General features: G+C 36.1%; 22 protein-coding genes and 2 pseudogenes. 13 read left to right on the top strand and 11 right to left on the bottom strand.

Annotated features, from left to right (window positions below):
- Positions 1–31 precede the first annotated feature (31 nt).
- Positions 32–466, top strand: a complete 435-nt coding sequence (locus C9J29_RS08495; RefSeq protein ID WP_107921939.1) for a hypothetical protein — start codon at positions 32–34, stop codon at positions 464–466.
- A 60-nt stretch (positions 467–526) separates the two neighbouring features.
- Here the strand turns inward: C9J29_RS08495 and C9J29_RS08500 are convergent, their stop codons facing one another.
- Positions 527–976 (bottom strand): DinB family protein, encoded by a 450-nt coding sequence (locus C9J29_RS08500; protein WP_107921940.1) that lies wholly within the window; start codon positions 974–976, stop codon positions 527–529.
- Positions 977–1,068: 92 nt separating this feature from the next.
- Here C9J29_RS08500 and C9J29_RS08505 point away from each other — a divergent pair, with 92 nt between their 5' ends.
- The 4 genes from C9J29_RS08505 to C9J29_RS08520 all read left to right on the top strand — a co-directional run bounded on the left by C9J29_RS08505 (position 1,069) and on the right by C9J29_RS08520 (position 4,837).
- Positions 1,069–1,254 (top strand): hypothetical protein, encoded by a 186-nt coding sequence (locus C9J29_RS08505; protein ID WP_107921941.1) that lies wholly within the window; start codon positions 1,069–1,071, stop codon positions 1,252–1,254.
- Positions 1,255–1,765: 511 nt separating this feature from the next.
- Positions 1,766–1,957 carry a hypothetical protein gene (locus tag C9J29_RS24100; RefSeq protein ID WP_128472283.1) on the top strand — a complete coding sequence of 64 codons (192 nt, stop codon included), beginning with the start codon at positions 1,766–1,768 and terminating at the stop codon, positions 1,955–1,957.
- Between the two features lie 42 nt (positions 1,958–1,999).
- Entirely contained in the window at positions 2,000–3,055 is a 1,056-nt protein-coding gene (locus C9J29_RS08515) for a hypothetical protein (protein WP_107921943.1), read from the top strand.
- Between the two features lie 1,473 nt (positions 3,056–4,528).
- The gene (locus C9J29_RS08520) at positions 4,529–4,837 is read left to right on the top strand and encodes a hypothetical protein (RefSeq protein ID WP_107921944.1); all 309 of its coding nucleotides are present in this window, start codon (positions 4,529–4,531) and stop codon (positions 4,835–4,837) included.
- A 547-nt stretch (positions 4,838–5,384) separates the two neighbouring features.
- Here the strand turns inward: C9J29_RS08520 and C9J29_RS08525 are convergent.
- Together C9J29_RS08525 and C9J29_RS08530 are read right to left on the bottom strand one after the other, a co-directional pair.
- Positions 5,385–5,822: a DUF3021 domain-containing protein gene (locus C9J29_RS08525; RefSeq protein WP_237068780.1), complete on the bottom strand. Its 438-nt coding sequence runs from the start codon at positions 5,820–5,822 to the stop codon at positions 5,385–5,387.
- 4 nt (positions 5,823–5,826) lie between these two features.
- On the bottom strand, positions 5,827–6,267 hold the full coding sequence (locus tag C9J29_RS08530; RefSeq protein ID WP_107921945.1) for a LytTR family DNA-binding domain-containing protein: 441 nt from the start codon (positions 6,265–6,267) through the stop codon (positions 5,827–5,829).
- 187 nt (positions 6,268–6,454) lie between these two features.
- Here C9J29_RS08530 and C9J29_RS08535 point away from each other — a divergent pair, with 187 nt between their 5' ends.
- Positions 6,455–7,084 (top strand): CPBP family intramembrane glutamic endopeptidase, encoded by a 630-nt coding sequence (locus C9J29_RS08535; protein ID WP_107921946.1) that lies wholly within the window; start codon positions 6,455–6,457, stop codon positions 7,082–7,084.
- Positions 7,085–7,441: 357 nt separating this feature from the next.
- On the opposite strand, the gene C9J29_RS08540 is transcribed toward C9J29_RS08535, so the two are convergent.
- Together C9J29_RS08540 and C9J29_RS08545 are read right to left on the bottom strand one after the other, a co-directional pair.
- Positions 7,442–8,428, bottom strand: a complete 987-nt coding sequence (locus C9J29_RS08540; RefSeq protein WP_107921947.1) for an NAD(P)/FAD-dependent oxidoreductase — start codon at positions 8,426–8,428, stop codon at positions 7,442–7,444.
- 453 nt (positions 8,429–8,881) lie between these two features.
- Positions 8,882–9,346 (bottom strand): GNAT family N-acetyltransferase, encoded by a 465-nt coding sequence (locus C9J29_RS08545; protein WP_107921948.1) that lies wholly within the window; start codon positions 9,344–9,346, stop codon positions 8,882–8,884.
- Positions 9,347–9,823: 477 nt separating this feature from the next.
- Here C9J29_RS08545 and C9J29_RS08550 point away from each other — a divergent pair, with 477 nt between their 5' ends.
- Entirely contained in the window at positions 9,824–10,411 is a 588-nt protein-coding gene (locus C9J29_RS08550; RefSeq protein WP_107921949.1) for a TetR/AcrR family transcriptional regulator, read from the top strand.
- Positions 10,408–11,505, top strand: coding sequence for a DUF418 domain-containing protein (locus C9J29_RS08555; protein WP_107921950.1), 1,098 nt, complete (start codon positions 10,408–10,410; stop codon positions 11,503–11,505). Before C9J29_RS08550 ends, C9J29_RS08555 begins: the two co-directional genes overlap by 4 nt.
- A 248-nt stretch (positions 11,506–11,753) precedes the next feature.
- Here C9J29_RS08555 and C9J29_RS08560 read toward each other — a convergent pair whose 3' ends face one another.
- Positions 11,754–13,103 carry an aminotransferase-like domain-containing protein gene (locus C9J29_RS08560; protein ID WP_107921951.1) on the bottom strand — a complete coding sequence of 450 codons (1,350 nt, stop codon included), beginning with the start codon at positions 13,101–13,103 and terminating at the stop codon, positions 11,754–11,756.
- 225 nt (positions 13,104–13,328) lie between these two features.
- On the opposite strand from C9J29_RS08560, the gene C9J29_RS08565 reads away from it, so the two are divergent.
- Both C9J29_RS08565 and C9J29_RS08570 read left to right on the top strand, forming a co-directional pair.
- On the top strand, positions 13,329–14,177 hold the full coding sequence (locus C9J29_RS08565; RefSeq protein ID WP_107921952.1) for an NAD-dependent epimerase/dehydratase family protein: 849 nt from the start codon (positions 13,329–13,331) through the stop codon (positions 14,175–14,177).
- Between the two features lie 62 nt (positions 14,178–14,239).
- Complete coding sequence (locus C9J29_RS08570) at positions 14,240–15,364, top strand: MFS transporter (RefSeq protein WP_164908701.1); 1,125 nt, start codon at positions 14,240–14,242, stop codon at positions 15,362–15,364.
- Positions 15,365–15,730: 366 nt separating this feature from the next.
- Here C9J29_RS08570 and C9J29_RS08575 read toward each other — a convergent pair.
- Positions 15,731–16,711 (bottom strand): annotated as a pseudogene (locus C9J29_RS08575) (IS110 family RNA-guided transposase); the annotation flags it as partial.
- Between the two features lie 290 nt (positions 16,712–17,001).
- Here C9J29_RS08575 and C9J29_RS08585 point away from each other — a divergent pair.
- Positions 17,002–17,289 carry a substrate-binding domain-containing protein gene (locus C9J29_RS08585; protein ID WP_107921954.1) on the top strand — a complete coding sequence of 96 codons (288 nt, stop codon included), beginning with the start codon at positions 17,002–17,004 and terminating at the stop codon, positions 17,287–17,289.
- Positions 17,290–17,370: 81 nt separating this feature from the next.
- On the opposite strand, the gene C9J29_RS08590 is transcribed toward C9J29_RS08585, so the two are convergent.
- The 4 genes from C9J29_RS08590 to C9J29_RS08605 form a co-directional block, all read right to left on the bottom strand.
- Positions 17,371–18,312, bottom strand: coding sequence for an alpha/beta hydrolase (locus C9J29_RS08590; protein ID WP_107921955.1), 942 nt, complete (start codon positions 18,310–18,312; stop codon positions 17,371–17,373).
- 57 nt (positions 18,313–18,369) lie between these two features.
- Complete coding sequence (locus tag C9J29_RS08595; RefSeq protein ID WP_371861923.1) at positions 18,370–20,469, bottom strand: serine hydrolase domain-containing protein; 2,100 nt, start codon at positions 20,467–20,469, stop codon at positions 18,370–18,372.
- Between the two features lie 224 nt (positions 20,470–20,693).
- Positions 20,694–22,055 (bottom strand): sensor histidine kinase, encoded by a 1,362-nt coding sequence (locus C9J29_RS08600; protein ID WP_107921956.1) that lies wholly within the window; start codon positions 22,053–22,055, stop codon positions 20,694–20,696.
- On the bottom strand, positions 22,052–22,726 hold the full coding sequence (locus C9J29_RS08605) for a response regulator transcription factor (RefSeq protein ID WP_107921957.1): 675 nt from the start codon (positions 22,724–22,726) through the stop codon (positions 22,052–22,054). Before C9J29_RS08605 ends, C9J29_RS08600 begins: the two co-directional genes overlap by 4 nt.
- Before the next feature lie 156 nt (positions 22,727–22,882).
- On the opposite strand from C9J29_RS08605, the pseudogene C9J29_RS08610 reads away from it, so the two are divergent.
- Both C9J29_RS08610 and C9J29_RS08615 read left to right on the top strand, forming a co-directional pair.
- Positions 22,883–23,185: pseudogene (locus C9J29_RS08610) on the top strand (SDR family NAD(P)-dependent oxidoreductase); the annotation flags it as partial.
- 421 nt (positions 23,186–23,606) lie between these two features.
- Entirely contained in the window at positions 23,607–24,494 is an 888-nt protein-coding gene (locus C9J29_RS08615; protein ID WP_107921958.1) for a hypothetical protein, read from the top strand.
- Positions 24,495–24,699: the final 205 nt, after the last annotated feature.

The raw sequence follows: 24,699 nt of genomic DNA on the forward strand, positions 1-24,699 counted from the left end.
TGAGTTTTTATTTGGTACAGATGAATATATGGTGGCTGAATCTGTCACAGATGCTGTTGGGGAATATTCTGAGTGGCAAGAATTTAAAGAAGAAAACGACAAAAAAATAGAAACATACAAACAAATTTTTATCAATTCTTTTAACAAAGTGGCCACTATTGATCTTTCCTCTGCCACTACATCCTATTATAACCCTTTAGAAGGTTCAAAAGGAGGAATACTGATGAATACAGAATTTGCTTATAAAGTATCACCAGCAGCCAAATTAGCTCATGATGCAGAAGGGAATGCTGCACCTGCATTTGTGAAAATCAAGATAGGCGTTACTGAAGAATATGCAACGACAAAATATAATGAAGCACAACTTAGACTAGTACCTTTTGTAGCTGAACAAGCAATGACATCTGAATGTCATATACAACCTATCTCGATAGAGGTGTATGAGGCGGAACATAAAGAAGAATAACAGCACAATAGAAAGAAAGTGTGCAGTAAAGAGGGGGAGAATTTCCCCCTGGTGGCTTAACTAAAATAATGGCTTTTGAAATCCATTAATACTTGCTATAACGGAGATTTGTCCAACATGGTATGCTTCATGCGTGTAAACATGATTAAACAACCAATTAAGTGTAGGTATTGAAGGAGGCGTCCATCCATCAGAAAATTTAGGAACTTCAACTAATTTATTAAGTTGTGAATCTTCTAATGTGTGTAGGATGTCATCTGAATAATTTCTGATTTGAATATAGCTATCTAATATTTCTTTAGGTGAACTATCATTATTTAGATTTAAAATACAACTCTTTTTTAGTCCGATTTCATTAACCCAATAGTCTTCGCTACTTGATATATGAGAAATAATCCAAGCTAGATTATTTGGATAGTAAGCTGATTTCTTAAACCAAAATTCCTCATCAAGATTGTTTAGGTAGGGTATTAAAATTTTTCTAAGATCATTACGATATGGAAACTGCAAGAAGAAACATCCTCTCTTTCTTTAATATGTATATTTAAAAAAGGGTTTTTTAAAATTATAGATAAAAAATGTGCAGAAGGGAAGTAGACTGAATGGAATTAGTAGGTGTAATAGTAACGAACTTAGTAGGGAACGGTAGACGCTCAATGCAAAAGCAAGAAGTAATAGAAAATGTATTAGAAATCGATATTGAATCAACCACTAACGGAGGAAAACGAATTTTTCGTATAAGTGATGGAACTGAAAGGTCTTTTTACAACAAGGATTTTATTAATTGACGATTCAAATAATTACTGAACAATTTGAGGATAATTTTCAGTTAATACGATGAAAGGTGCCAAGCTGAATTGTATGCAATTTTCTTTCCTATCGTGATTTTTATTATGCTAATTGTAACGATAATATTTTTTATATTTAGATTGCCAATGCCTCAAAAAAGATAATCAGAGATAATTACTTTTTCAATTATGACTTGGATAGTATTTATAGGTGGAGTAATTACAATATACTACTTTGATTCAATAGAAACATTTGTGGTATCTAAGCTAAGTTAATTAATGCGTGAAAAGCATCATTTTTGAGATTTTATACAGTAGGAGGATTTGTATATAATGCCCTGTAAATCATAGAGATAGACTTTCTAAATATATAATTTTAATAATTTTTATACCTTTAGTAGTGTATATGGCTTTCTTGCTATTCGAGTATGATTACTTAAAAAATGAGCCTTTTATCGAGAAAGACTTAGTATATATAGAGAAATATAGCCAACATGGACGCCTGTACTTAATGTTCGAAAGTATTGTGGACGAGAAATACTACGGCATTAAGGTAAGTGGTTGGGATTATGACCATGTTAACTTAAATAGCAATGAAAAAATAAAATTGCAAACTAAAGGGAATGGAAATTTTAAGGAAGTTCTGTTTATGGATGAATGGACTAAACTACGTGAGATTAATAATTATGCAAAAACAAAATAACCATGCTTAATGACTAAGAACAACGAAAGGAGGAGCAGGAAGATGAATGTAAAAGTAGTTGATGGTATTCAATTTTTTGACAAAGAATTAGAGTGTTTAAACAAGTACGAGTTTGAATATGTGCATGATCCGAAGAAAAAAATGACTGCTTCTTCTTTAGTTACATACTTATTATTACGCTCACTTTGTGATGAAGTGGGCCTTATTCTGGAGCAAGATTTAAATTTAAAGGAAGAATGCGAAAAACGTAATCTTCCCTATAGTTCGATACATAATGGTTATCATCGTCTTTTTGACATTGGTTTAATAAACATTGACCGAATAAATGGTCGTACATATATTCAACTTCCAATAGTGGCTGCTTATGTGCCTACTGCAAAAGATCCTAAGATACCTGGTTACTTCTATGTACCAAAAGTTATTTTTAGTAGTAACTTTTTAAGAGGTTTCATTAAAGCGCGCGATGTACGCGGTTTATTAGGGTTACTCGACCTTATAAATGGTCTTTATAGGGAGTATTCGCGTAAGCGTAGTACATGGTTAAAACGCAAGAAAACCACGTTGTTTAAAAAATTCCAGCAGTCTAAGAAGATATTTAACAAATGGTTGCAACGTGTATTCTATGACCAGAATAGTTTGATTCAAGTTAAACAGGAACTAGATGATTTGTATGAATTGAAATTTACAGAAACAGCTTTCAGAGAAAGAAAACAAGATCCGGAGTTTGACCAATTCCAGGCATCAGCTCACAATACATTGTCTTCACTATTGAGATCGAGTAGTGTTCGCTATACAAAAGATGAATTGCAAGACATCCAGTTTGCTTGCAAGCAAGAAGTCATTACACCAATGTATTATGCTGTTGAGGCGAATGAAAAAGCTATGTCAACGGTGAAAGCTGTCATGGCCGATATTTTAAGCGTTAGTGTACGAGAGCTTGAACGCCAAACTAGCAATGTTAAAGTGCTTGGGGCATTTTTCCGTAAAACTTTAAGGCTTCAGACAAAACGTATTTTGCAAGAAGAGCAGCCATTACGCTATCTCATTGCTAGTTCATACAAAGACGCAAATTGGGATGTTCCTGAGCAGTTTCAATAAGTGCCTTTTCTGAAAAAATCATTCAGAAAGGGCTATTTGTCATGAGGAAATACATGCACATGTACAATGTCCAGCTTAAATAATTAAAAAAATAGAATAATTTGTTGGTAGCACCAGGAAAAAGTTTGGGTGCTGCCTTATTTATGGATTTTTAATCTAATTCAAGCTGTGGAATAGTGGGATTTTGAAAACTAAATCCATTTAATTATGTGGATGACTTTTTTCGTGGGTTACCTATATTGAGGATAGTTGAAATGGTTGTGTGTATGAACCATTTCTTTTCGTCATTTTTAGCGGATAAACCATTTGCGGAATCTAATAAGTCGTGAAAACCTTGCAAACACTCGCTTCGTCGGCTTATTAGTTGCTCTCTATTAATATATGAGTACTATATTGATTACTATGTATTGTTTTTTCTCTAGGTTTTTTTTCTATTATATTTTCCTCATCATTATGATGATGCATGGATTGGTTATGTTTTTCTTTCTATCAAAGAAAGAATGAAAAAATTAAGTTATAATCAATGCATATCTTTTCTTATAAGTAATATAAATTAATTAAACATAACACTAAAATCAAGTATATTTTGAGACAATAGAACAATTGATGCCAAATTGAGTCAGTAAAAGCGCAGCTCGGCTATGATCCGACCTTCGATGAAGTAGCATATTCACTTGTATTAAACTGACAACATAGTGCCATAGCCATCAGTCTTATTATTGCCAATGATTTTGGGTTTGATAAACGTCTGTCCGAAGCTACAATGCAAAGGACGGTTTATTTATATTGATGTATTATTGGCTTTAAAGAAAAAGGAAGATAAAGGTATTTTGGTCATGGATGAATATGAATCATCAAATATAGAAAATTGTATTTTCTATGTGAATCCTTATTATGAGCAAAATAGAAGTAAGAAAGCTGAAGAGTTACAACAAACTTTTTCACTTTTTTGTGAAGTCTTTTAAATCAATCACGCCCCGAGCATCAGCTGAACCAAGTCAGGCTAATGCCAGGAGTGTGTTTTTTTTGTGCAACGATAAACGGTCCCGGAAGTATATAGGGTAGGACGGGTGTATCTTTAAAACAAAGTTTAACCGTTTGTAAGAAAGTTGTACCATTTATAAAAAAGTTATACCGTTTGTAAGAAAGTTGTACCATTTATAAAAAAGTTATACCGTTTATAAAAAAGATGAACTGTTTTTTAGATCTTAGAATGATAATTTATAAAAGTTTGATCAAAAATCCTTTTATATGCAGGACTTTTCCTTATTCAGCAATCGGGCCATTTAATTGAATAAGAATATCATGGAAAATTGAATACTTACTCAAATTGAAATTTTTATAGAGATTAATTAAGAAAGAACATATGCAATCTGAAATTTAGAATTCTTTAAAGTCCCAATAATATTGCATTAAATCTTGGAATATTCACAACCTAAATTCAATATGTACAAAGAAGGAGTTGGTATATAAATGGCTATAGAGTTTAGGTTTATAGGTGCGCTTCAAAGGAATAAAATTAATCATGCACAGCAGCCTGGGAGATATTTATACAAAGATACAATACAGTTTTCTGGAAATGTAAAAGCTGCATATGTATCTTTGTGCGGGTTTTCGTTTAGAAGTGATTCACCTATGAAAGAATTAAATATTAGAGCATTAGGAGGACCAATGCAACAAGATAAATCTTGGGTGGAAGTTCAAATAATTGCTAACGGTGCAAATGATGATGAAAAATTCTATGGGGATATTGAGTATACTGTAATTGCTGAATTGGAATAAATTTCTTTTTATCTAAATTTTAATTAAAGGAAGGCAGCTGATCAACGTGCCAATAAGCCGAAGCAATTATAGTTTCACTATTTCAAGAGAATTATTAGAAATACTGACTAGAGCGAATGGAACAGAGTATTCAAATAGGCTTAGAAATCCGTTTGAAGAGGCAGCTGAAAGATGGCATCCTCCATTAGTATTGCCCCCATCACCACCTGATGATAATGGTGATAGGTAAATTCTTAAAAATTTCATGATAAATTAAGTCAGTTTGAAATTAAAGGGGGCTTTAGTTTAATAAGCAAAAGGCAGAATTACTTTTTGTTCCACAATCGGACGCTTTTCTGTAATAAGGAAAGCGTCTTTATTCGTGGAAAATGCCAATTAATTGAATAAAATACGATAATTAAATTGGACATGGCGATTGTGAAGAGAAGTACTTAAATTAACGGAGCAATTTAGTTGAAGAATCTTTGTTCATACGGCAGTGATAATTGTAAAAGAGGCTTATTTTGGTTGACTAGCCTCTTGAATTATTGAAATTCTATCAAAGAATCTATTGATTATTACTACTGTCTGTATGCTCTATAATTTTTTTCTTCATTTTTTTTACTTCTGTTTGACTATAAAAATAAAATAACAGCCAAACAAATGCAAAAATTAATACATTGAATAGCAACAACAGGATAGTTAGTGTTATCGAAAATGTAGGAATCCATTTTAAAGAAAAGGCAACAACTATAAAGGTACCTATAGCTATAAAAAAATGACAAGCACTTTGTTGTAAGAATGTTAAACGATCTATTCTATAGATGTAAGAAGGGAGTATACATGCAATTCCAACAATAATTGATCCTAATACTTGTTGAGGAAAAGTAGCCATAACAGCATCTAAAAATAAATCTCCTTTAAACCAATATCCAATAAGATTAACAATAACAAACACTGTACATCCAATACTTATACCGTATCCTAAACTCTTGTAAATGTTCATGTAACTATACCCCCAAACGCTCTTTAAAAGTTTTTTTATAATTACGAGAAATCACTTCTTTTATTCCTAAAATAAGCTCAATTTCCATTGTTCCATTAAAGGATGCTTCAATATTTCTGATTTTTCTAGGATTAATTATTGCTGATTTAGAAATCCGGATAAAATCATCACCTAGCTGCTGTTCTAACTCATATAAAGGTTTACTCATAATAACACGATTACCATCGTCGCTATATAGTACTAATTCTTTTCCTTCTGTTCTAATAACAATTACAGTATGAGGTTCGATAATATGTACTTTATTGTTTGCAGTCCCTGTTAAAATTTGTTTATTTTCTTGTTGTAAGAGTGAGATTGCAGCCTGAATAGCTGGTGTTAATTTGGACACGCAGATTGTTATATATGGTTCATCGATTTGTGTATCAATTTTTATTTCTATCTTCATCTCTATCACCTCTCCCTAAAATATAGCATAAATTACGATTCGAATAATGCAGGTTATATGTAATAAAAAGCATTTCACCTAACAATAAAGACATGTTACTCGTAAAGTATTGTTGCTAAACTTTGATGTCGTTATATTTGGCTTTAACAAAAGTAATTTAAAAATATAACTCAAGGAGGCAGCTAGTATGAACGAGATTACAACGCTAAAAGACCGAATTAAGACGGGAGGGATATTAGTAAGCATATCAAGTATGCTTACAATAAGTGTTATTTATTGGTATATAAATAATCCTAAGAGGTTTATTGAGAATGGATTGGGATTTTCACCGGAAATGTTACTGAATTTACCTATGTGGGTTTTCACTTTATTAATTGTTATAGGGTATATTTCCTATACAATGATTGCAATACCTTATGTGAAAAGAAATTTATTAACATTTTCTTGGCTTAAATTAATTGGTATATGGGCTGCTATTGTAAGTGGAATAGTAGAAGAGATTGTATTTAGACATTTGCTCATGGATTATCTATTATCTATTAGATTTCCATATCTTTCACAAGTGTTAATCTCAGGAATTACGTTTGGGATTGTTCATGGTGCATGGGTATTATTGCGAGGCGATATAAAAATTGCACTTCCAGCAATTCTTTCAACTACGATCTTAGGTTGTCTTCTTGCTATGCTCTATATTTATACTGGAAGGAGCACCCTTGCACCAATTATAGCTCATGTTTTAATCAATATGGTAATAGAGCCATGGTTAATGTTATCTGCCATTTCAGGGAAATGGAAAATAAATAAAAGTTGTGGATAGATATAAAAAGGTTATCGTCTATTGATGTTAAACCGAGAGAAGTTGCTTTAATAGTAAAACCTTATCAAGTAACGAGGGATTAAGGTGTAAAGTTCTTCAACAATCGGGTGCGATTCTGTAATAAGGATCAGCGCTCGTTTTCATTAAAGCGTCATTTAGTTGAATAACACTTCTAAATTAAAAATAGGATTTTATGTTAATCTAGATGTGAGTTTGTGAAACAATGTACTTAAGCTAACGGTGCAGTTTAGTTGAAGAGGTTGTACTCACAATGGGTGGGTATTTAACGTTAAATAAAAATTGTGGGGGGTTAAATGAATAAAGAAATTGAAGAAATAATTGTTAAAACATTTTTCGTTAAAAGAATTCAGGAAAGAAAGTACTATTAGAACCTTCTTCACCACAAAAACGCAATGATGTCTTTGGAAGAAGAAATAAATTCATTTGTACAGAAATAATATTTGAGATACCTAAACCGAATTCAGACCCTGAAGAAATTGAGAAGAGTATTTGATGCTCTTTAGTCAAAGGAAATTGGAGTGTTTGAATGAATGGATTTACTTTAACACCTGGCGTCCAAATACACTCTCCTACTTTATTAGTGCCATCAGCGCACAGGATTTGACCATCTTCAAACTGCTTCACTTTCGTTTTAGCACGAATAGTAATCCCTAGTCTATTCAGTTCTTTTACTAGTTTTTCACTTACCTTTACTGGAACCCCTCTCAATAAATGCTCCTTTGAATCAAACAAGGTGACCTCTACCTCATTAGAATGGAGCCCTGCTTCTTGCACTTCTTTTTTTAACCAAGCAGTTAGTTCTGCAGCTGTTTCAATACCTGTAATGCCTCCACCGATAATAGCAACGCACAATAAACCTTTCCTCACTTCTTTATTTTCTTCAGCTTTAGCTTGTAGTATGAGTGATTGTAATTTTTGTCTGATATCTAGAGAGGCCTTTATACTACTTAATGTGATCCCGCCTAGTTTACTAGAGACCTCCTGAACAACACTACCCAGTGCTACCACAAGATAGTCATATTGTAGGGTGTTGTTTTGTTCATTCTCCATTTTAAGCGTAATTGTTTTCTTGGTGTGATGAAATGCAGTAACTTCTCCCTTTAAATATTCCACACCATTTGTACAATACCTTGTTAAAGGAACTTTTAAATTGGCGTCCTCAATAATCATTTTAAACAATAACACTTTTCGAAAATGAAACGAGTTTTTATCTACTAACGTTATTTTCACATCTTTTCCAATTGAATGACCAAACTCTTTTATTAGTCCATTTACCAAATTGATTCCTGCGAATCCTCCACCCAATACGACAATATGTTTCATCTTTTATTCCTCCTTTACCTTAAAACGAAATAGCCACATCATTTGTGACATTTTTAGAGAGGTTCTATTTTTTTGTTGTGGTATTCACACAATTTCATGCATAAAAAAGCACAGTATCACCGTTTAATATATTACTTGAATTGTCGAGAAACAAGTAATAGAAAGGTGTACTGTGCAAATGAATTTTAACATGAATATACCAAGATATAAGAATGTAGAGGATATGAAAATAGAAGAAATAGGAGATTGAATCGCGCTATATGTAAAATTTCCAAAATGCCCAGTTTAATAAAAAGATAAACCTAAATACCTTATCTTAATAAATGAACTGCCCCGTAAATGTTAGACACCAAACTAACATTTACGGGGTGGTTTTATGTCGAATTTGACACGAAAAGCGAAGCATTGTTAAAGGTATCCGCTTACCTATGGAAGCCGGATACCAAGCTTGTTCTAATTTAGCGGATAATCGTAACGTATGAAACCTTTGTGATGCGCAATCTTATCGTAAAGAGCTCGAGCGGTAGTATTGTCATAACGAGTTTGCCAGTAAAGTTTAGTAGAGTCATGTTCACGAGCAATTTGAGCTACCTGCTCAATGAGTGCGCGAGCAACACCATGCCCGCGAGCAGTTTCATCTACGAAGAGGTCTTGTAAGTAACATGCTTTTTCCATCCAGATTGTGCGATGGAATAGGAAGTGAGTGAAGCCGACCAAGTTTCCTTGAAGGTATGCTCCTAAACCGAAAATTTTTTGGTCGTTTAGCAAGCACTCCCAGACTTCATCGTAACTCTTGTCTGGGAGCTCCGTTTCGTAAAATGCTTTATAGCTCCGTGCCAAGACATTCCATCGACTGCGATCTTCAGCTTTGAGGGGCGCTATTTCAATTTCAATTTGTTCGTTCTTTATCTTTTCCATTTGGTAATCTCCCTCCAAATTGTAATAGTGAGGTATTTAATTGTTGGGTTTAGCGATATTTTAAAAAACCTAAACCTTATATTAATACAACCTAACTATATATTATTAAATAGATTATGGAAATAATTTATTAAAGTTAGTTGCGCATTTCGAACATAATTTGTAATAGAAGTGAAGGTGCTTGTTCAACTAATGGGTCCTTTGCTTGAAGATCATTGAGTTGCATAGGCAGCTCTTTTTTCTTATTGAGCTAACGATGCAGTTTAGTTCAACAAGAAGAATAATTCCAATTATTAGAAGTTTCCGTCGACGATGTCATTTTCTCCAAAAAACCAGTGCAAACTGAAGGTGAGTCTGTACAGTTTTTTTGCGTTCACACAGGTTTTTAGGAATAACCTAAATAGTACTTGATTTAAAAAATAATTTACGATATTATCTACTTACCGGTAGGTAAATAAAAATTTCTGGAGGTATACTATGCGTAATCGCGAAGAAACATTTAAAAAAATTTTAGAAACAGCATATGTTATGTTTTCTGAAACAGGCTTTGATAAAACGAGTTTGTCAATGATTGCGACGGAGGTTGGAATATCTAAACCTGCTATCTACTATTACTTTAAATCCAAGGATGAATTAATTGAGTATTTATTTGATGAAATTTGCAAGGAGATTGAGTTAGGAAACACTTTTGATTACAGTGATATTACAAAAATAAATCTCAAACAAAAGCTTTTGGAAATTGGTTACCAATCGATTGACGAGCAAAAATCGGATACGCATTTCAATAAAATTTTTAATCAATACATGTTGTTAGCTTCACGGGATGAGAAATATATGACGAGGCTTCTGGATGTTCAAGCAGGTTATTTAAAGAGCTATCACGATTTATTTATCTATGCTGTAGAAATTGAAGCGATAAGTGATACGGATATTGAATTAAAAGCCCATATGCTTACAATGGTCATCGATAATATAGGGAATTTCATGTTAACTGGCAGCAAATTAGATTACAAAGGAATATGGAAAGAAGCTGTAGAAAGTGTATTGAGAGAACAACCGCTATGACGAAGAGGCATGTTAGTAAACGTATAGAAGGACTTGATTTTGCTCGAGCTGTAGCCATGTTTGGTATGTTAGTCGTAAATTTTGGCGTCATTACGGGCGCAGATGGGAATGGCCCTACATGGTTGATATGGGTTCAAAGCCTCTTTCAAGGACGCGCTTCCGCCATATTTGTAATATTGGCTGGGATAGGAATCTCTTTAATGACAGCCAAGGCAAGAACCACGGAATCCCAAATACTGATAAAACAAAATAATAGGAATTTACGGAAACGATCCCTTTTTCTGTTTGTGTTAGGCATGATTTTGTATGCTGTAGGCTGGTCAGGAGACATATTACATTATTATGGTGTATATATGCTCATCGCCTCATTTTTTTTCGTGTCATCAAACAAAACAATCATCCTATTAACAAGTGTTGTGTTAGTTACAGCACAAACGTTTCAAATAATCTTTAATTATATGGCAGGATGGGACCCTGAACAATTCTTATTGACATATCTTGATTTTTGGACAGTTGAAGGGTTTCTGAGAAACTTGTTTTTCAATGGTTATCATCCTGTACTTCCTTGGGTTGGTTTCTTTTTCATAGGGCTAATTTTAGGTAGATTAGATTTAACAAATGATACCGTAAGAAAAAAATTGCTAATTGCTGGCTTTTCTATAACGGTTTTAACAGAAATCATGTCTGAAATATTGATGAATGTAACAACCAAGTCCGTTCTGGATGCAGATAGCGCGTGGTTTCTCTTTGAAACAGGACCAATCCCTCCGAATGTCTTTTACATCGTTTCCAATACAGCAACGGCACTTATTGTTATTGTTGGTTCCATTTATATTACGGAAAGATTTGCTGAAAATGGACTAATCCGCGCCATGATACATACAGGTCAATTGACATTGACTCATTATGTAAGCCACGTCTTTATTGGAATTGGTATTTTAATTGTGTTAAACCGGCTTGAGCATCAAACGATAGCTTTTTCCCTACTATTCTCGTGTCTTTTTTTTGTCGGCAGTATGCTATTCTCTGTGTTATGGAGACGAAAATATAATAGAGGTCCCATCGAGATAATCATGAGAAAAGTAACAAAGTAGAGGAGAGAGCATTCGTTAAGAAATAAAACCCATTTTGATCAACCTTTTCATAACAAAAATTAATAAGCTGCCTTAGGTAAGATAAAAGTCAGTAAGAATCTTCCAATAAACGTTTATGTCTTGTTATAAAAAGGCCTGGGAAAATGGGTTTCTGGTATTTCTTAATACTACTTTTAGGGTTATTTTTAATTATTAAAGATTTTTTATGAAAAAACCATCATTGTATATAGAAAAGAACAGGGGTAGTATTACCCCATTCGACCAATCATTTGAAATAATTTTTGAATTCCTGTTTGAATATCTTGTTTATTTGTATTTCTTACATCAATTTTTAGAATATTTTCTTTTGGAAAATTCGATAAATAATTCTCACCGATTTCCCTTAATAAAACCTTTTCAATTTTCATATGTCTGATTAATTCCATTGCATTTATCCTTCGTGGTAAAGAAAGATGTGTTTTTGTATCGAGCGAAGTGGGTTTCACATAGTCAATCGATACTGGACAAATTTTAAGTTGAAGGTCGATTTCTTGATGAAGGATATTTGATTTTTCAGCATATCTCAATGACAGTTTTGCGCTATGACTATCAAACATCCCACTCTTTAAATAAAGTTCTAAAGCCCCTTGTGTGACAAGGTTTGTATCGTAATCAATCACCCTTTTTAACGATTTAAAAGGATGGAGAATTTTCGAAGGAAGCACAATAACCCCTATACGTAAGCCAGGAAAAATAATTTTTGAAAAGCTTTTGACATATATGACCCTCTCATTAATATCATAAGCAAACATGGGATCCACTTTTTTATCCACCTCGAAATCTGCTAAATAATCATCTTCTACAATATATACATTGTATTTTTGGGCTAAGTCCAAAATGGCTAGCTTCTCCTTTTTCGTATAGGAAGTCCCTAGAGGGTTATGGAATCTAGGGATGGTGTAGAAAAATTTAATTTGGTATTTTGCAAAAATCTGCTCTAAATCGTTTAAATCGATTCCATTTTTGTCACGTCTAATACCCATGCACTTCAATCCTGTTGTTTCAACTAATTGATTAAATAAATGGTAGGTTGGTTGTTCAATTAGTATGGTATCACTTTGATTGGGAAACGAGATTTGAGCCAAAATATAGAGTGCTTGTTGAGTTCCTGTAGTGATAACAATTTCACTTTCATTTGCGAAAATTTGATAATCCTCAAGTTTTTTTTTGATTTCTTGGACTAATGAGGGAAGCCCATTTACTGTCATTCCGTATGAGAAAAGCCCACTTTGTTGGATTTCGATTGCTTGATTTAAACAATGCTGAAATTCTGTGTATGGGAACATAGAGTGTTCGGGGGTGGCAGTAGCTAAATCAATCATCGTTGTTCCCGTTGATGAGAGATGATTGGGTGCGGAAAGTACATAGAAACCTTTTTTTGGAACAGAAAAAATACGGTGTTGGTATTTCAGTTCATGAAGTGCTTTCAAGACCGTTTCTGTACTACATCCATATTGATTTTTCAATTCTCGAATGGAGGGTAATTTTGTCCCAACTGTTATGAACTCATTTTCCATTTGAGAAATTAAATCTGACATAATTTGTTGATATTTTTGCATAGATATTCTCCTTTACCGGTACAGATAGGAATTATAGATATTGTACATGGAAACAGTTTTCCATACAATTAAGTTGCATTTAATTATGAAAAGGCTCTGTTAAAGCATATTGTTGTTTTTTTAGTGTAATTTCACTTTAACATCTGAGTTGATTGGAGCTGAGGACACTTGACTCCTGCGGGAAATAGTGGGAAGTCAATGTCTATGAAAAAAGGAGAAATCAAGATGAGAATCTTAATTACAGGTGCATCAGGTGTCATTGGGAGAATCCTTATTCCAGTGCTAGTTGCTAAAGGATATGAGGTTGGAGGTATGACGAAAAGTCAGGAAAAAGCTAGTCTATTACAACAACTGGGGGCAATCCCATTTGTGGCAAATATTTTTGAAAAAGAACAGGTTCAAAAAGTGTTTCAACAATTTCAGCCGGATGCAATCATTCATCAAGTAACGGCACTTAGTAATTTAAGTGTAGAAGAAAATGCAATGGCACGAACGATTGGAACACGTCATGTGGCAGAGGCAGCAAAAGAAGTAAATGTGAGAAGGTTCATTGCTCAAAGCATTGCATGGGCTTATGAACCAGGTACAACAATCGCAACGGAAAAGGATTCTCTAGATGTCCAAGCAATAGGGAAGAGGAAAATGACCATTGATGGAATTGTTGCTCTAGAGAATGCGGTTCAAGAAATGTCTAATGCCATTATATTAAGATATGGTGTCTTATATGGGCCAGGTACTTGGTATGCACCAGATGGAATGATGGCACAGCAATTTATTAGTGGGAAAGCCATTGTAAATGACGGGGTGACCTCTTTTATTCATATTGAAGATGCTGTTCATGCAACCGTCCAAGCATTGGATTGGAAAGAGGGTATTTACAATATTGTCGATGATACTCCAGCAACAGGTAGAGATTGGGGAACGAAATACGCTCATCACTTACAAGCGCCAATACCAATCTATCAAAGTGGAAAAGCAGGATGGGAAAGGGGGGCTTCAAATAGGAAGGCAAAGCTAGAAGGAGGGTGGACTTTAGTCTATCCATCTTGGCAAGAAGGATTTCTATCTGAATGATAAGAGCATTTATACGAGAAAGAGAAAATCCAAAGGAGCTAAATAAAGGGCGACTTTCTATTTTGCTTTTATTATTTTCAGTCACAGGAATCATCATCATCTCGCAAAATTTTTTGCTCATTCCTTTATCAAGTCCGATCCAGCAAACGTTTCATATACAGAGTAGAATCTTGTTTTTAGGAAGTAGTATCTTTTCGTTATTTTATGCACTAGGCTTTCTCATATGGGCAATGATGATTAAGAAATTCGGTAAACGGAAAATATTACTCATTGGCCTATCTTTAGCGTCTGTACTTACTTTAGGAATTGGATGGGTCGAAAGTTACTCTTGGTTTTGTCTTTTAAGAGGTTTACAAGGACTTGTCTGTGCAACCTTTACGCCCATTGCACTGAATTATAGTCTAAAGCTGTTTCGTGTAAAAAAGCTCACTTTTTTGAGTGCGATCTTTACATCAAGTGCGATTCTTGGGCAACTAATAGCTCACATAGCGATTCAATATGTTACACTCTCTCAATTATTCATCGTTTTTGGTGTAGTGATGGGAGGTTTAGTCGTATGTTTTATGGGTATGCTGCCTTCTGATGAGGGGGAAAATGTTCATGTGAAAGTGACCTTTGAGGCTAAGTTTCTATTGAATATTTTGTTAAAAACCGATAACCGAATGTTATTTGGCATAACCTTTCTGCCTTTTTTCTACTTTGTGGTGGGTACGCATGTAACGAATGAGTTGTTGATGGAAAGGGAACTGCAAGTTTCACGTTTAAGCCTTCAAGTTATTAGCTTAGTGGGAATGTTACTACCATTTGTATGGTCATCTCTTTGCCCGAAGGTATTTAAAAATAAAATCTATTTCGTTACAGCTTTAATTCAATTTGGATTTTTACTTATCTTGTTTTCTAGCTCTACAGCATTATATATATCGATTTTTTTAATCTCTTTTGCTATTTCATATCTTTTACCGTTTCTCATTCAAGAAATTGGTTATCGAAATCAAGAAAATCAAGCATACGCTATGGCGGGATATACCTTTTGTTTGTTTCTGGGATCAAGTATAGGAGGGGGAGTTTCAGCTATTAACTGTACTTCTGTCATTCTAGCAATCGCAGAAGGAACGATAGTCATTACTTACTATAATGCAAGGGCAAGGAAAAAGCTACGCAAAACAAGGGATGTGCTTACTGGTTGAGTTCGGGCTGCTTCTGGATCCGGTTTGTCAGGTTTAATAATGTAAATTAATTCGGAAACTAACCAATCTTTATTTTTGTTCAAACGTAGTAGTTTAGCGCCGATTTGAGTTTTTGCTACATGAAATTGACCATACATTAATGCGATATCTTATCGAGTAGAAGTCCCTCTTGCTTGACTACATGCAACTAATCCAGTAACTAGGTTGGCGGTTAAGCGCAGCGCTGATTTTTGGATCCTTAAACGTTGCTCATGGAGGGATATCTGGTACAGGTCTTTCAAGTGAAGCAAGAGGTAAACCAATACCATTAGTTTTTAGTATTTTTTCTAATTGTTTTACTACATCGCTACAAAGGTTGATCATAGTTTCTTGGAATGGTGTTTTCGTTTTTAAAATCGCATAAATCCAGTGTAAAAGCTTATTAGCACAAGCAATAATGGCTACTTTATACGGCTTTCCTTCCTCACGTTTTAAATCGTAGAAAGCTCGTAATCGTTTATTTCGGGCAATAGTTTCATCTGTTGTTTTCTTTTTACGGCTATCTCGAATGGAACAGCGAACGGCTGTATAAAGCATATGGAGAAGCCTAGCTGAACCGCGTTTGGTAATGTGATTTTTCGTTCCTTTGAAGCGACCTGATTCAAACACACTGGGCTCTAGACCCGCAAAGGCTACTAACTTTGTGGGATAATTAAACCGCTCAATTTCTCCAATTTCTGAAAGTATCGTGGCCGCGATTTTTTCACCTACACCGGGAAGTGATTGGATTAATTCATATTCTTCTTCGAGTAGTGCTGCCAATTGATCAATCTCACGCTCCAACGTAGAAAGTTGTTGGTGGTACACTTGAAGTAAATCATTATACATATTCAAACTGACTAAAAGACTTTGATAAAGAGTTGATTGAAATGGATTGAGTTCTGCAGCTCCGATTAATTTTTCCAATCTTTCGAGCGCCCAATTAAACGAACGTGCTTTGCAATGTGTATCAATGAATTGTGCGATTTCTTCAAAACCTGCCTCTAGTACTGATTCAGATGTAGGGAAGGACTGTAAAGTCCTTAATGAAATCTCAGCGTACAAATCACCAAAAACTCCTCTATACTCAGGGAAAACTTGATCTAATACAGCTTGAAACTGTAGCTTTGTTTGAACCATAATTCCTGTCATATTTTCATGTTGTCTTGTGAGATGTCGAAGATTTAACAGCTGAATACCGCGCTTTTTCTGAGGTTCTAAATCCTCATTATAATATAGTTCACCTAAATGATAAGCATCTATGGCATCTGTTTTGGTTTTTCGTAAACTAGAGCTTTTGGCTCGGTATGAAACAAGGGGATTTACGACGCTTTACTGACCGAGGCTAACTCATAGAGTGTATTTTCACTTGCAGACAATCCCTTTTCACGGTCTGCATACCCTGAATAAAAGTAGAACACTAACAGATGCGTTAGTTAAATAAGAAGTAAACAACTTTATTATTCATTTTTTAGTATTACATAAACAGATGGATGTAATTTGAAACAACTATAAAGAGCCTTGCTGCGTAGGGGATGTAGTAATCTCTTAGCTTTTATTAATCAAAATTCAATAACTTTATTATCATTAATTATACAATTTACGGGTGAAAATATAGTATGTTACTAAATTTTATTCATGATAGTTTGCGTCGGTTAGGTTTTTCCATTCCGGGAGATTTGGGGATTATTGGTTTTGATAATACGGAAGTCGCTCACTTGCTTGATTTGACAACGATTGACTATCCTGTTGTTCAGCAAGCTGAGAATGCATTTTCCATTTTGCAAAATAGGAGGAATAACACGAACAATGAACTAAATACTTTATTATACAAGTTAGTTGAGCGAAAATCGACTTTAACGCAATATCTTTACTGGCTGCTTTGTTACTGGTGCTGTCTTACCTAGTGTCCTGTAATCTAAATAAAAAAAGAACACCTCATCCAAATCTATGGACGACGTGTCTCTTTTGATAGTGATTGATAACTTTTATTTTACTTCTTTCATAAATCTCCTGAAATTTTCAGCGATTTCTTTGGATCGGGTATGGTGCAAATAATGTTCTCCCTCTAAAGTCATCACTTTTCCATGCACTGAATCTTTAACTTGCTCTTCATGCAAGGGTATCCAGTCTTTCGTTTCGGTATCATTCGCTTGTAAGAAGAAAATCACAGGAAGATCTTTGGGGAAGGACAAGTTTTCAGCTGCTTTGAAATTAGGACCGAAGTTTTCGCCTTCATTCAGGTTGTTCGGATTAAACGTATTTTTGAGTGAAAGTATTCTAATTTGTTCTCTGGTTTCATCATCAACGTCGGGTGCAATCAGTTGATCAGGGGCCAGTTTCATTAACAATCGGTAGAATCCTGATTTATTAAGCAATTTGTACGTTTCAGTTGGAAATGGATCATCATTACCTCCCTGCGTTGGAACGCTGCTATCAATCCCGACAAAGGCACTTACTTCGTTTGGATATTTGTTCACATAGTCCAGTCCGTAAATTCCTGAAATGGAGTGACCCATGAGCGTGTAACGATGAATATTAAGCTGCTGTAACGCTTCATGAACTTCACTAACCATATTTTCAGTGGTACGCTCTTTTTCAGTTACGTCACTTAGTCCATAACCGAAAGGCTCAATGACGACGACTTTGTAAAATGGTGATAGCTCATCGATTAGCGGTTTAAAATCAAGGGCTGGAGCTGGTGTTCCATATCCGGGAAGTAATACGACCGTTTCTTCGCCTTTTCCTTGAATTAACACATTCATGTTTTTCCCGTCAACCGCTACAAACTGACCATAAGGTTTTATTTTCCCTTCCTCCGATTTGCTGCTAAATACATTTACAATAAAGACAGTAGCAATAAATAATGCAAAAGCGACAACTATGGCTCCGAATATTTTGAGCAAAATGATTAATATTTTTTTCATCATGATGGTTCTCTCCTGTTGAGTTCGTTTGTTGTACAGCCGTTTGAAACTCTATTCATTTTACTTTTTTAATGAAATTTCAAATGAGGAACCAGCCTCACCTGCAAATACAATACGGCCGTTTTCTGGTAAAACAACATCATTCTTACCGCTGACCACGCTGTGATTAATACAAATTCCGGTCTGGTCATAGACAGCAAAGGCTCCATTTGCAGGTAACTTCACTGTCATGACTTTTCCTTTCGCAGTAGCGGGTACCGAAAACCATTTGGCATGTCCATCTGCTTGAATGGTTGTTGCGGATTGTTTACCGGAATAGATTGGTTTTACCAATTCCTCACTGGCGAATACATAACCTGAAAATGTAAGATACTCTCCTCCGTTCTTTTTGGAGAAATGAATGTCCATCGGTTCTCGTCCGGCAGTGCCCGGAATCTGCAATTGATTGGCTGCTTCGCCTGCTCCAATAATTTTATTATTGAACATATACCCTGGATTCTCTTTATTCAACTGAATAGGTAGGATCGATGTAGCATTAAGATAAAACATTGATGTGTATTTCACATTCACCAGATAATATTTTTCACCATCACGCTTTGCCCATGCAGCGTTAATCTCCTTGGGTAATGTATTGGCTTTGAGCTTCTCCGCATTATATTCTGAGAGAGCCACCTGTCCGAGTCCTGGAACGGAGATATAAGATCGAGACCACAGGTAGGTATTCCCATTTTTCTCCACAACGAATTTCAACTTTTCTGTACCATCATCACTCACAAAAGTACCATCTGATGTATAGGTGAATTCTTGAACCGGATTACTTGGAGCCGTGAGAGAGGAGAGCGTCATTTGTCCTGTTTTATTTATTTTGATCTTCGTAACTGAATTATTGCCACCATAATTCCCTGCAAACTTGGAGATTTCTTTAGGCATATCAGCCTTCATAGGAACACCAAATGATTTTTCCGGTTTCCGTTCTTTAATCATGCCCTTTTCTTCAAGTGCACTAAGTAATAACTCACACGCAATGAATTGATTGGTTATGCTTGCTCCGCCTGAAGAGATCACAGCTGCAGCCATGTTGTATTCCGGAAGTACGACGAGTGAAGAATGATAAGATAACGTATCTCCACCTTTCGTAACAGCCTTGATGCCGTAGTCACTGAATGGGAACAAGTCCACACTATCCCACCCTAATCCGTAAGACATAGAAGAATCACTATCCTCTGGCCACATGCCTCTTCGGTATTCTTTTTGCTCCATGGCTTCTACCGACTTGTTGGAAAGAATCCCTTTGACCTCTCCTGTGAAAATTTGCGAAAATTTCACCAGATCTTGAGCCGTGGAATAGATGCCTCCTGATGCAATGATATTATAATTCTCTTTTGGAAGTTGTCCCTCATAAAAAGGGGAATAGATTCCCGCCATTTCTGCCGGATTAACAAGATCCTGTGGTGTTTTGGTATGGTTCATATCCAAAGGCTCTGTAAAATATTTGTGTATAAATGCTGTAAAGCTCATATCAGTGACTCTCTCAACCAGAATTTCAGCTAATGTAAATCCATCATTAGAGTACACCGAATACGCACCTGGCTCTGCCATCAGATTCTGGGTCGCCAATTGATCCAAAAAGGTATCATGTGCATAGGTATCATTATCCCTATACAGGATAGCACTACCAACAGAGGTTCCGAGAAGCCCGGCCGAATGATTCAGCAACATACGGGGTGTAATCTGTTTGTATCGGTTATCTTTCATTGTAAAATCTGGCATATAGTTCACTATAGGCACATCCAAATCGATCTTACCTTCGTCAACCAGCTTCATTACAGAGGCTGTAAGCATCATTTTACTGGTTGAACCAATGCCATAGATCGTGTTCGTAGTAAGAGGTACCTTGTCGTTTAGATCGTTCTTCCCCGTTTGACCGGACACCACAATCTCGCCACCATCAATGAGCGCATATTGCAGACTCGTCGTATCATACGTCTCGGTCAGTAATTTGGCTTTTTCGATTACGGTTTTCTTTGTTGTCTCATACGTAAGGCTACTGTTGTTATCTATGGCAGCCGGTGCAGCCATTGCAGACATTGGAGCAAGTATCGTCAGCATGACAGTCACAGCAGCTATAGTATTTTTTTTTATTGCTGTCCTCACACTCATCTTCATTTTTGTTACCTCTCTTGGTTTCACTGTTGCATCTACTCCTGTCTTCATTATTGTGCTTGGCCACCTTAACAGGGGCACTAAAGACAGTATAAACAACCAAGATGTCCCCCTAATTACTAGAGTATGAACGGAGGATGAACAGGCCAAAAAAGTTTACATTATCACGCTCAAGAAGGTTTATACATGGTTGCATAGCCTAGAGAAGGCATGGACTCCAATCACCCTGTTCGTGTTGTGATTGGCAAGATGACGATGAAGGTCGTTCCTCGCCCGTATTCGCTCTCAACCAAGATGTCCCCTTGATGAAGTGAGACAATCTGCTTTACAATAGCCAGTCCCATACCGCTGCCTTCATATATCTGGCTGTGGGAACGATCAGCTTTAAAGAATCGGTCAAATATACGCTTTTGGTCTTCCGGCAGGATACCGATACCCGAATCCGATATACGGATCGTCACGTTCTTTATATTCTGTTTAATCTTGACGTTAATTCGGGCACCATCTTTGGAAAATTTGATGGCATTGCCGAGGATATTGATCCACACCTGATTTAACTGGTCATGATCGGCCATTATTTTGGTGGGTTGCAAATCTAGATGGAACTGAATGTTGCGGGCTGACCATTGGGGTTGAATAGCGACGATTACTCGTCTAATCTGTTCATCCAGACTTAGCGTGGCAAGTCGCATTTGCAATGACTGAGATTCAAGCAAACTCAGCTTTAGCAGACTATCACTTATTTTGGACATTCGTGCAGTTTCAGTGATGATAATGTCGAGATATGAGCTTCGTTCGTCATCCGATATGTCTACCTGCTTGAGCGCTATAGCAAAACCTGAAATGGAAGTAAGTGGAGACTGAACTTCATGGGACACGTTTGCTACGAATTCCCTGCGCATCTGCTCAAGCTGCTGTAGATCGTGCATCATTTCTTCGAAGCTGCGAGCCAAAGTACCTATCTCACCCTTTTGTTTAATATTAAGCTTTACGTTGAAATCTCCAGCAGCTATAAGGCGGGTCGCTTCTGTCAACTTTTTGATCGGTCTCACCAGAAAAATAGCCGCAATTAGTATCAATAGGCTTCCTGCTAACAACGAACAAATCAAAAAGGTTACAACAAACTTGATGAGAAATGAGGTGGAAGAGGAAGTGAGGGGCTCTACAAACATTGCCTTGCTCCCCATTTCAGTTTTTATTGGCAATCCCAAGAAGATCGTATCGATTCCATTAACTTGGACCCTTCCTCCATCCAGCACTTTCTTCACTTGTTCTGTAGTCACTAGGAAAGGATGTTGTCCTTTAAGTTCTCCATAGGATTGAAACTGATCCGTTGCTTCATAGATTCGAATGTAGTAGGAGTTGAGTTGTTCCATTTCACTTATAAATATTTCTGCTTCGCGTAACGGCAAGGTCTCGTAGATACGGACGATATCTTGGCCAAAGTCAAGCAAGTTGCTTTGCAAGTTTTCGTTTAATTTATCTTGAAATATCCAGGTTGTAGCAAGAAAAGAAAGGATTGTGCCCCCGATCACGGAGAGCAGAAAGGTCAGGACTACACGTGCATATAGGGAGCCGGTCACTCCTGCACCTCTAGCCGGTAGCCCAGTCCCCGCACCGTTTCGATTCGAAAATCGGAGAAGTCGGCGAAACGTTCGCGTAGACGTTTAATATGCACGTCTATCGTTCGATCATCGCCAGTATAATTAATTCCCCAGACTTGATCGATTAATTGCTCCCGCGTATAGACTTGTCCCGGTAATCCAGCAAGTTTATACAATAATTCGAACTCCTTAAGCGGCAAGGTGAACGACTCTTTACCCCACTGGACCTTATAAGTCTGCCGGTTCAGAATAACGTTTCCTAACTGGATGGTCTGCGTTAAACCTATACGGTATCGTTTCAACAGTGCCTTGACGCGAGCCATCAACTCAAGCGGATCGAATGGCTTCGTCATATAGTCATCTGTTCCGAGCTGAAAAGCTCGTACTTTCTCCCAGGTTTCGCTTCTTGCCGTCAGGATTAGTAACGGAAGATCCGGATTGGCTCTTCGAAGTTCCTCGCATAATGTCCAACCGTCCATGACTGGCATCATAATATCAAGAATGACCAAATCGACTGACGTGGAGGTATAGATAGCCAGGGCTTCCTTTCCGTCTGCAGCGTTGATGGTAGTAAATCCGTTGTTACGCAAAAATAAACCAACGAGTTTGCGAATGTTCGCATCGTCGTCAGCAACCAATATCGTAGGCATCGTTTCCACTCTCCTAAAAAAGAATAATTCTTCGGTTGTGCAAGAGCGAAGAATGTCTAAATTATGCTACCTCATTCGCTGAAATCATGCAACAGTGATATGAGAAATGATCCAAAGCGGGTGGGGGACATAGCTGTAAAAGGAGATGTGTGAGTTGAAGAGGATGTCATCAACCTAATACAGACTGCTGTGAAAAATTTGGAACCCTTGATGTGATGATTAATAACGCTGGTATTGAAAATTCAGTACCCTCACATGAAATGCCGATCGATGATATAATAAAGTAATCAATACCAATATAACAGGTGCATTTTTAGGGAGTAGAGAAGCGATTAAATACTTCGTCGAACATGATATTAAAGGGACCGTGATCAATATGTCCAGTGTTCATGTAAAGGGGGCATTAAGTTAATGACTGAAACATTAGCTTTAGAATATGCCCCAAAAGGGATTCGTGTGACATGTGCTTATTATCTTCCACAATCGGTTGCTGTAATTGAAGATTCGCAACCAGAAATAATCAATCTTTATTATAAAAACCAAACTAGATAAATAAAGAACCAACTGTTTTGATTAAACTTTGTTTCAAAACAGTTGGATTCTTTCTGTATAAAATCAGCGTTTGCAACTTACTTTTAATCGAACTTTATTCAAAAGCTACAGATGCCTACAGCAAGCGATACTTTTTCGATACTTTTTTGAGACTTTTTCGATACTTTTTTGAGACTTTTTTTGTGAAAATCCGTGGTAAAGTATTAGTATCAGAAGATTATGTCCAGGAGAAAAAAACTTTTCTCAGGATACATAAGGGATCTTTCCTATTAAATAGGAAGGGTCCTTTTACTTTTGAAATATTTTAAGTAGATGGGAGGAAATGGGGATGACAGAACGTTCCAAACAACAAAATTATGGGTATGATCTTGAACCCGTGGACATTTCAGATGTGTTGTCTTTTGTGGAAAGTAGGCAAGAAGTATATGGAAATAAACCCAAAGTTAATTTGAGCATGTACGGTGATGCTGGAAAATGGCATGTAGATGCAGCTGTAAGCTATAAAGGGCGTGAAGGAAGGGACGAGCATCAACCTTTCTTATTAAAGTCATATAAACAGCTTTGGCGCGCTGAAAAATATGTGAAGGATCTTGCTGAAGAACACGGTTTTTCATATGAAGGACTTAACCCTAATTTAACTAATGAAGACATGTACCTACAGTATCAAAAACGACAACAGGCGAAGGATACATTCACAAACGACTTGAAAATTGAAATGACTCAACACAGTACAGAATTACAGGAAGTCATTGAAACGCAGTTAGTTGGTGATGAAAATGATCAATCTTTCTTAACTAAGAAAGAAGTGGAACAATTAATAAGCGTTCATTTTAATCGAATTGAAAAAGGTCTTGGACATTTGGCCGAATCTATGGAACAGCAATCAAAGAAAAGGACATTCGCTGACTATTGTGATGAAATGAAGAATCTTTTAAAGGAATGTCGCCAGCATTTTAAAGACTCCATTATTGAACGGACTGTAACCTCCAAACAAAAACTGGATGACAAAGTAACTGGGCTACGCAATGATGTTCGAGATAATATCGTAGAAGTAAAAGACACAGCTAAGTCAACGGTGAAACAGACCATTCTTTACATGAATGAACGCTTAAAGGACTTTACAAATGCCATCGATCAGAAATTATATGAGCATGAGCCGGTACAACTTGATAGGAAGCAAAACAAAGCTATGGCTGCACAAGCACATGAACGATAAGGATTCGCCAAATTAGGTGAGTCCTTTTTATTTTTGACAGTAAATATAATCATGCTGATGTGATGGAAAAAGGGATCTTTAAAGACGGTTCTAATCCATTTAAAAAATAAAGCCTTTTATTGTTTTAATAATGTTCGACAGGCAGCTTGGGGCCGGAACTAAATATTGATGAATTTATAAGAGGGCGTTGGCCACTCTTTTTTTA

It is taken from the genome of Lysinibacillus fusiformis (genome assembly GCF_003049525.1).
In the GTDB taxonomy this organism is placed as follows: domain Bacteria; phylum Bacillota; class Bacilli; order Bacillales_A; family Planococcaceae; genus Lysinibacillus; species Lysinibacillus fusiformis.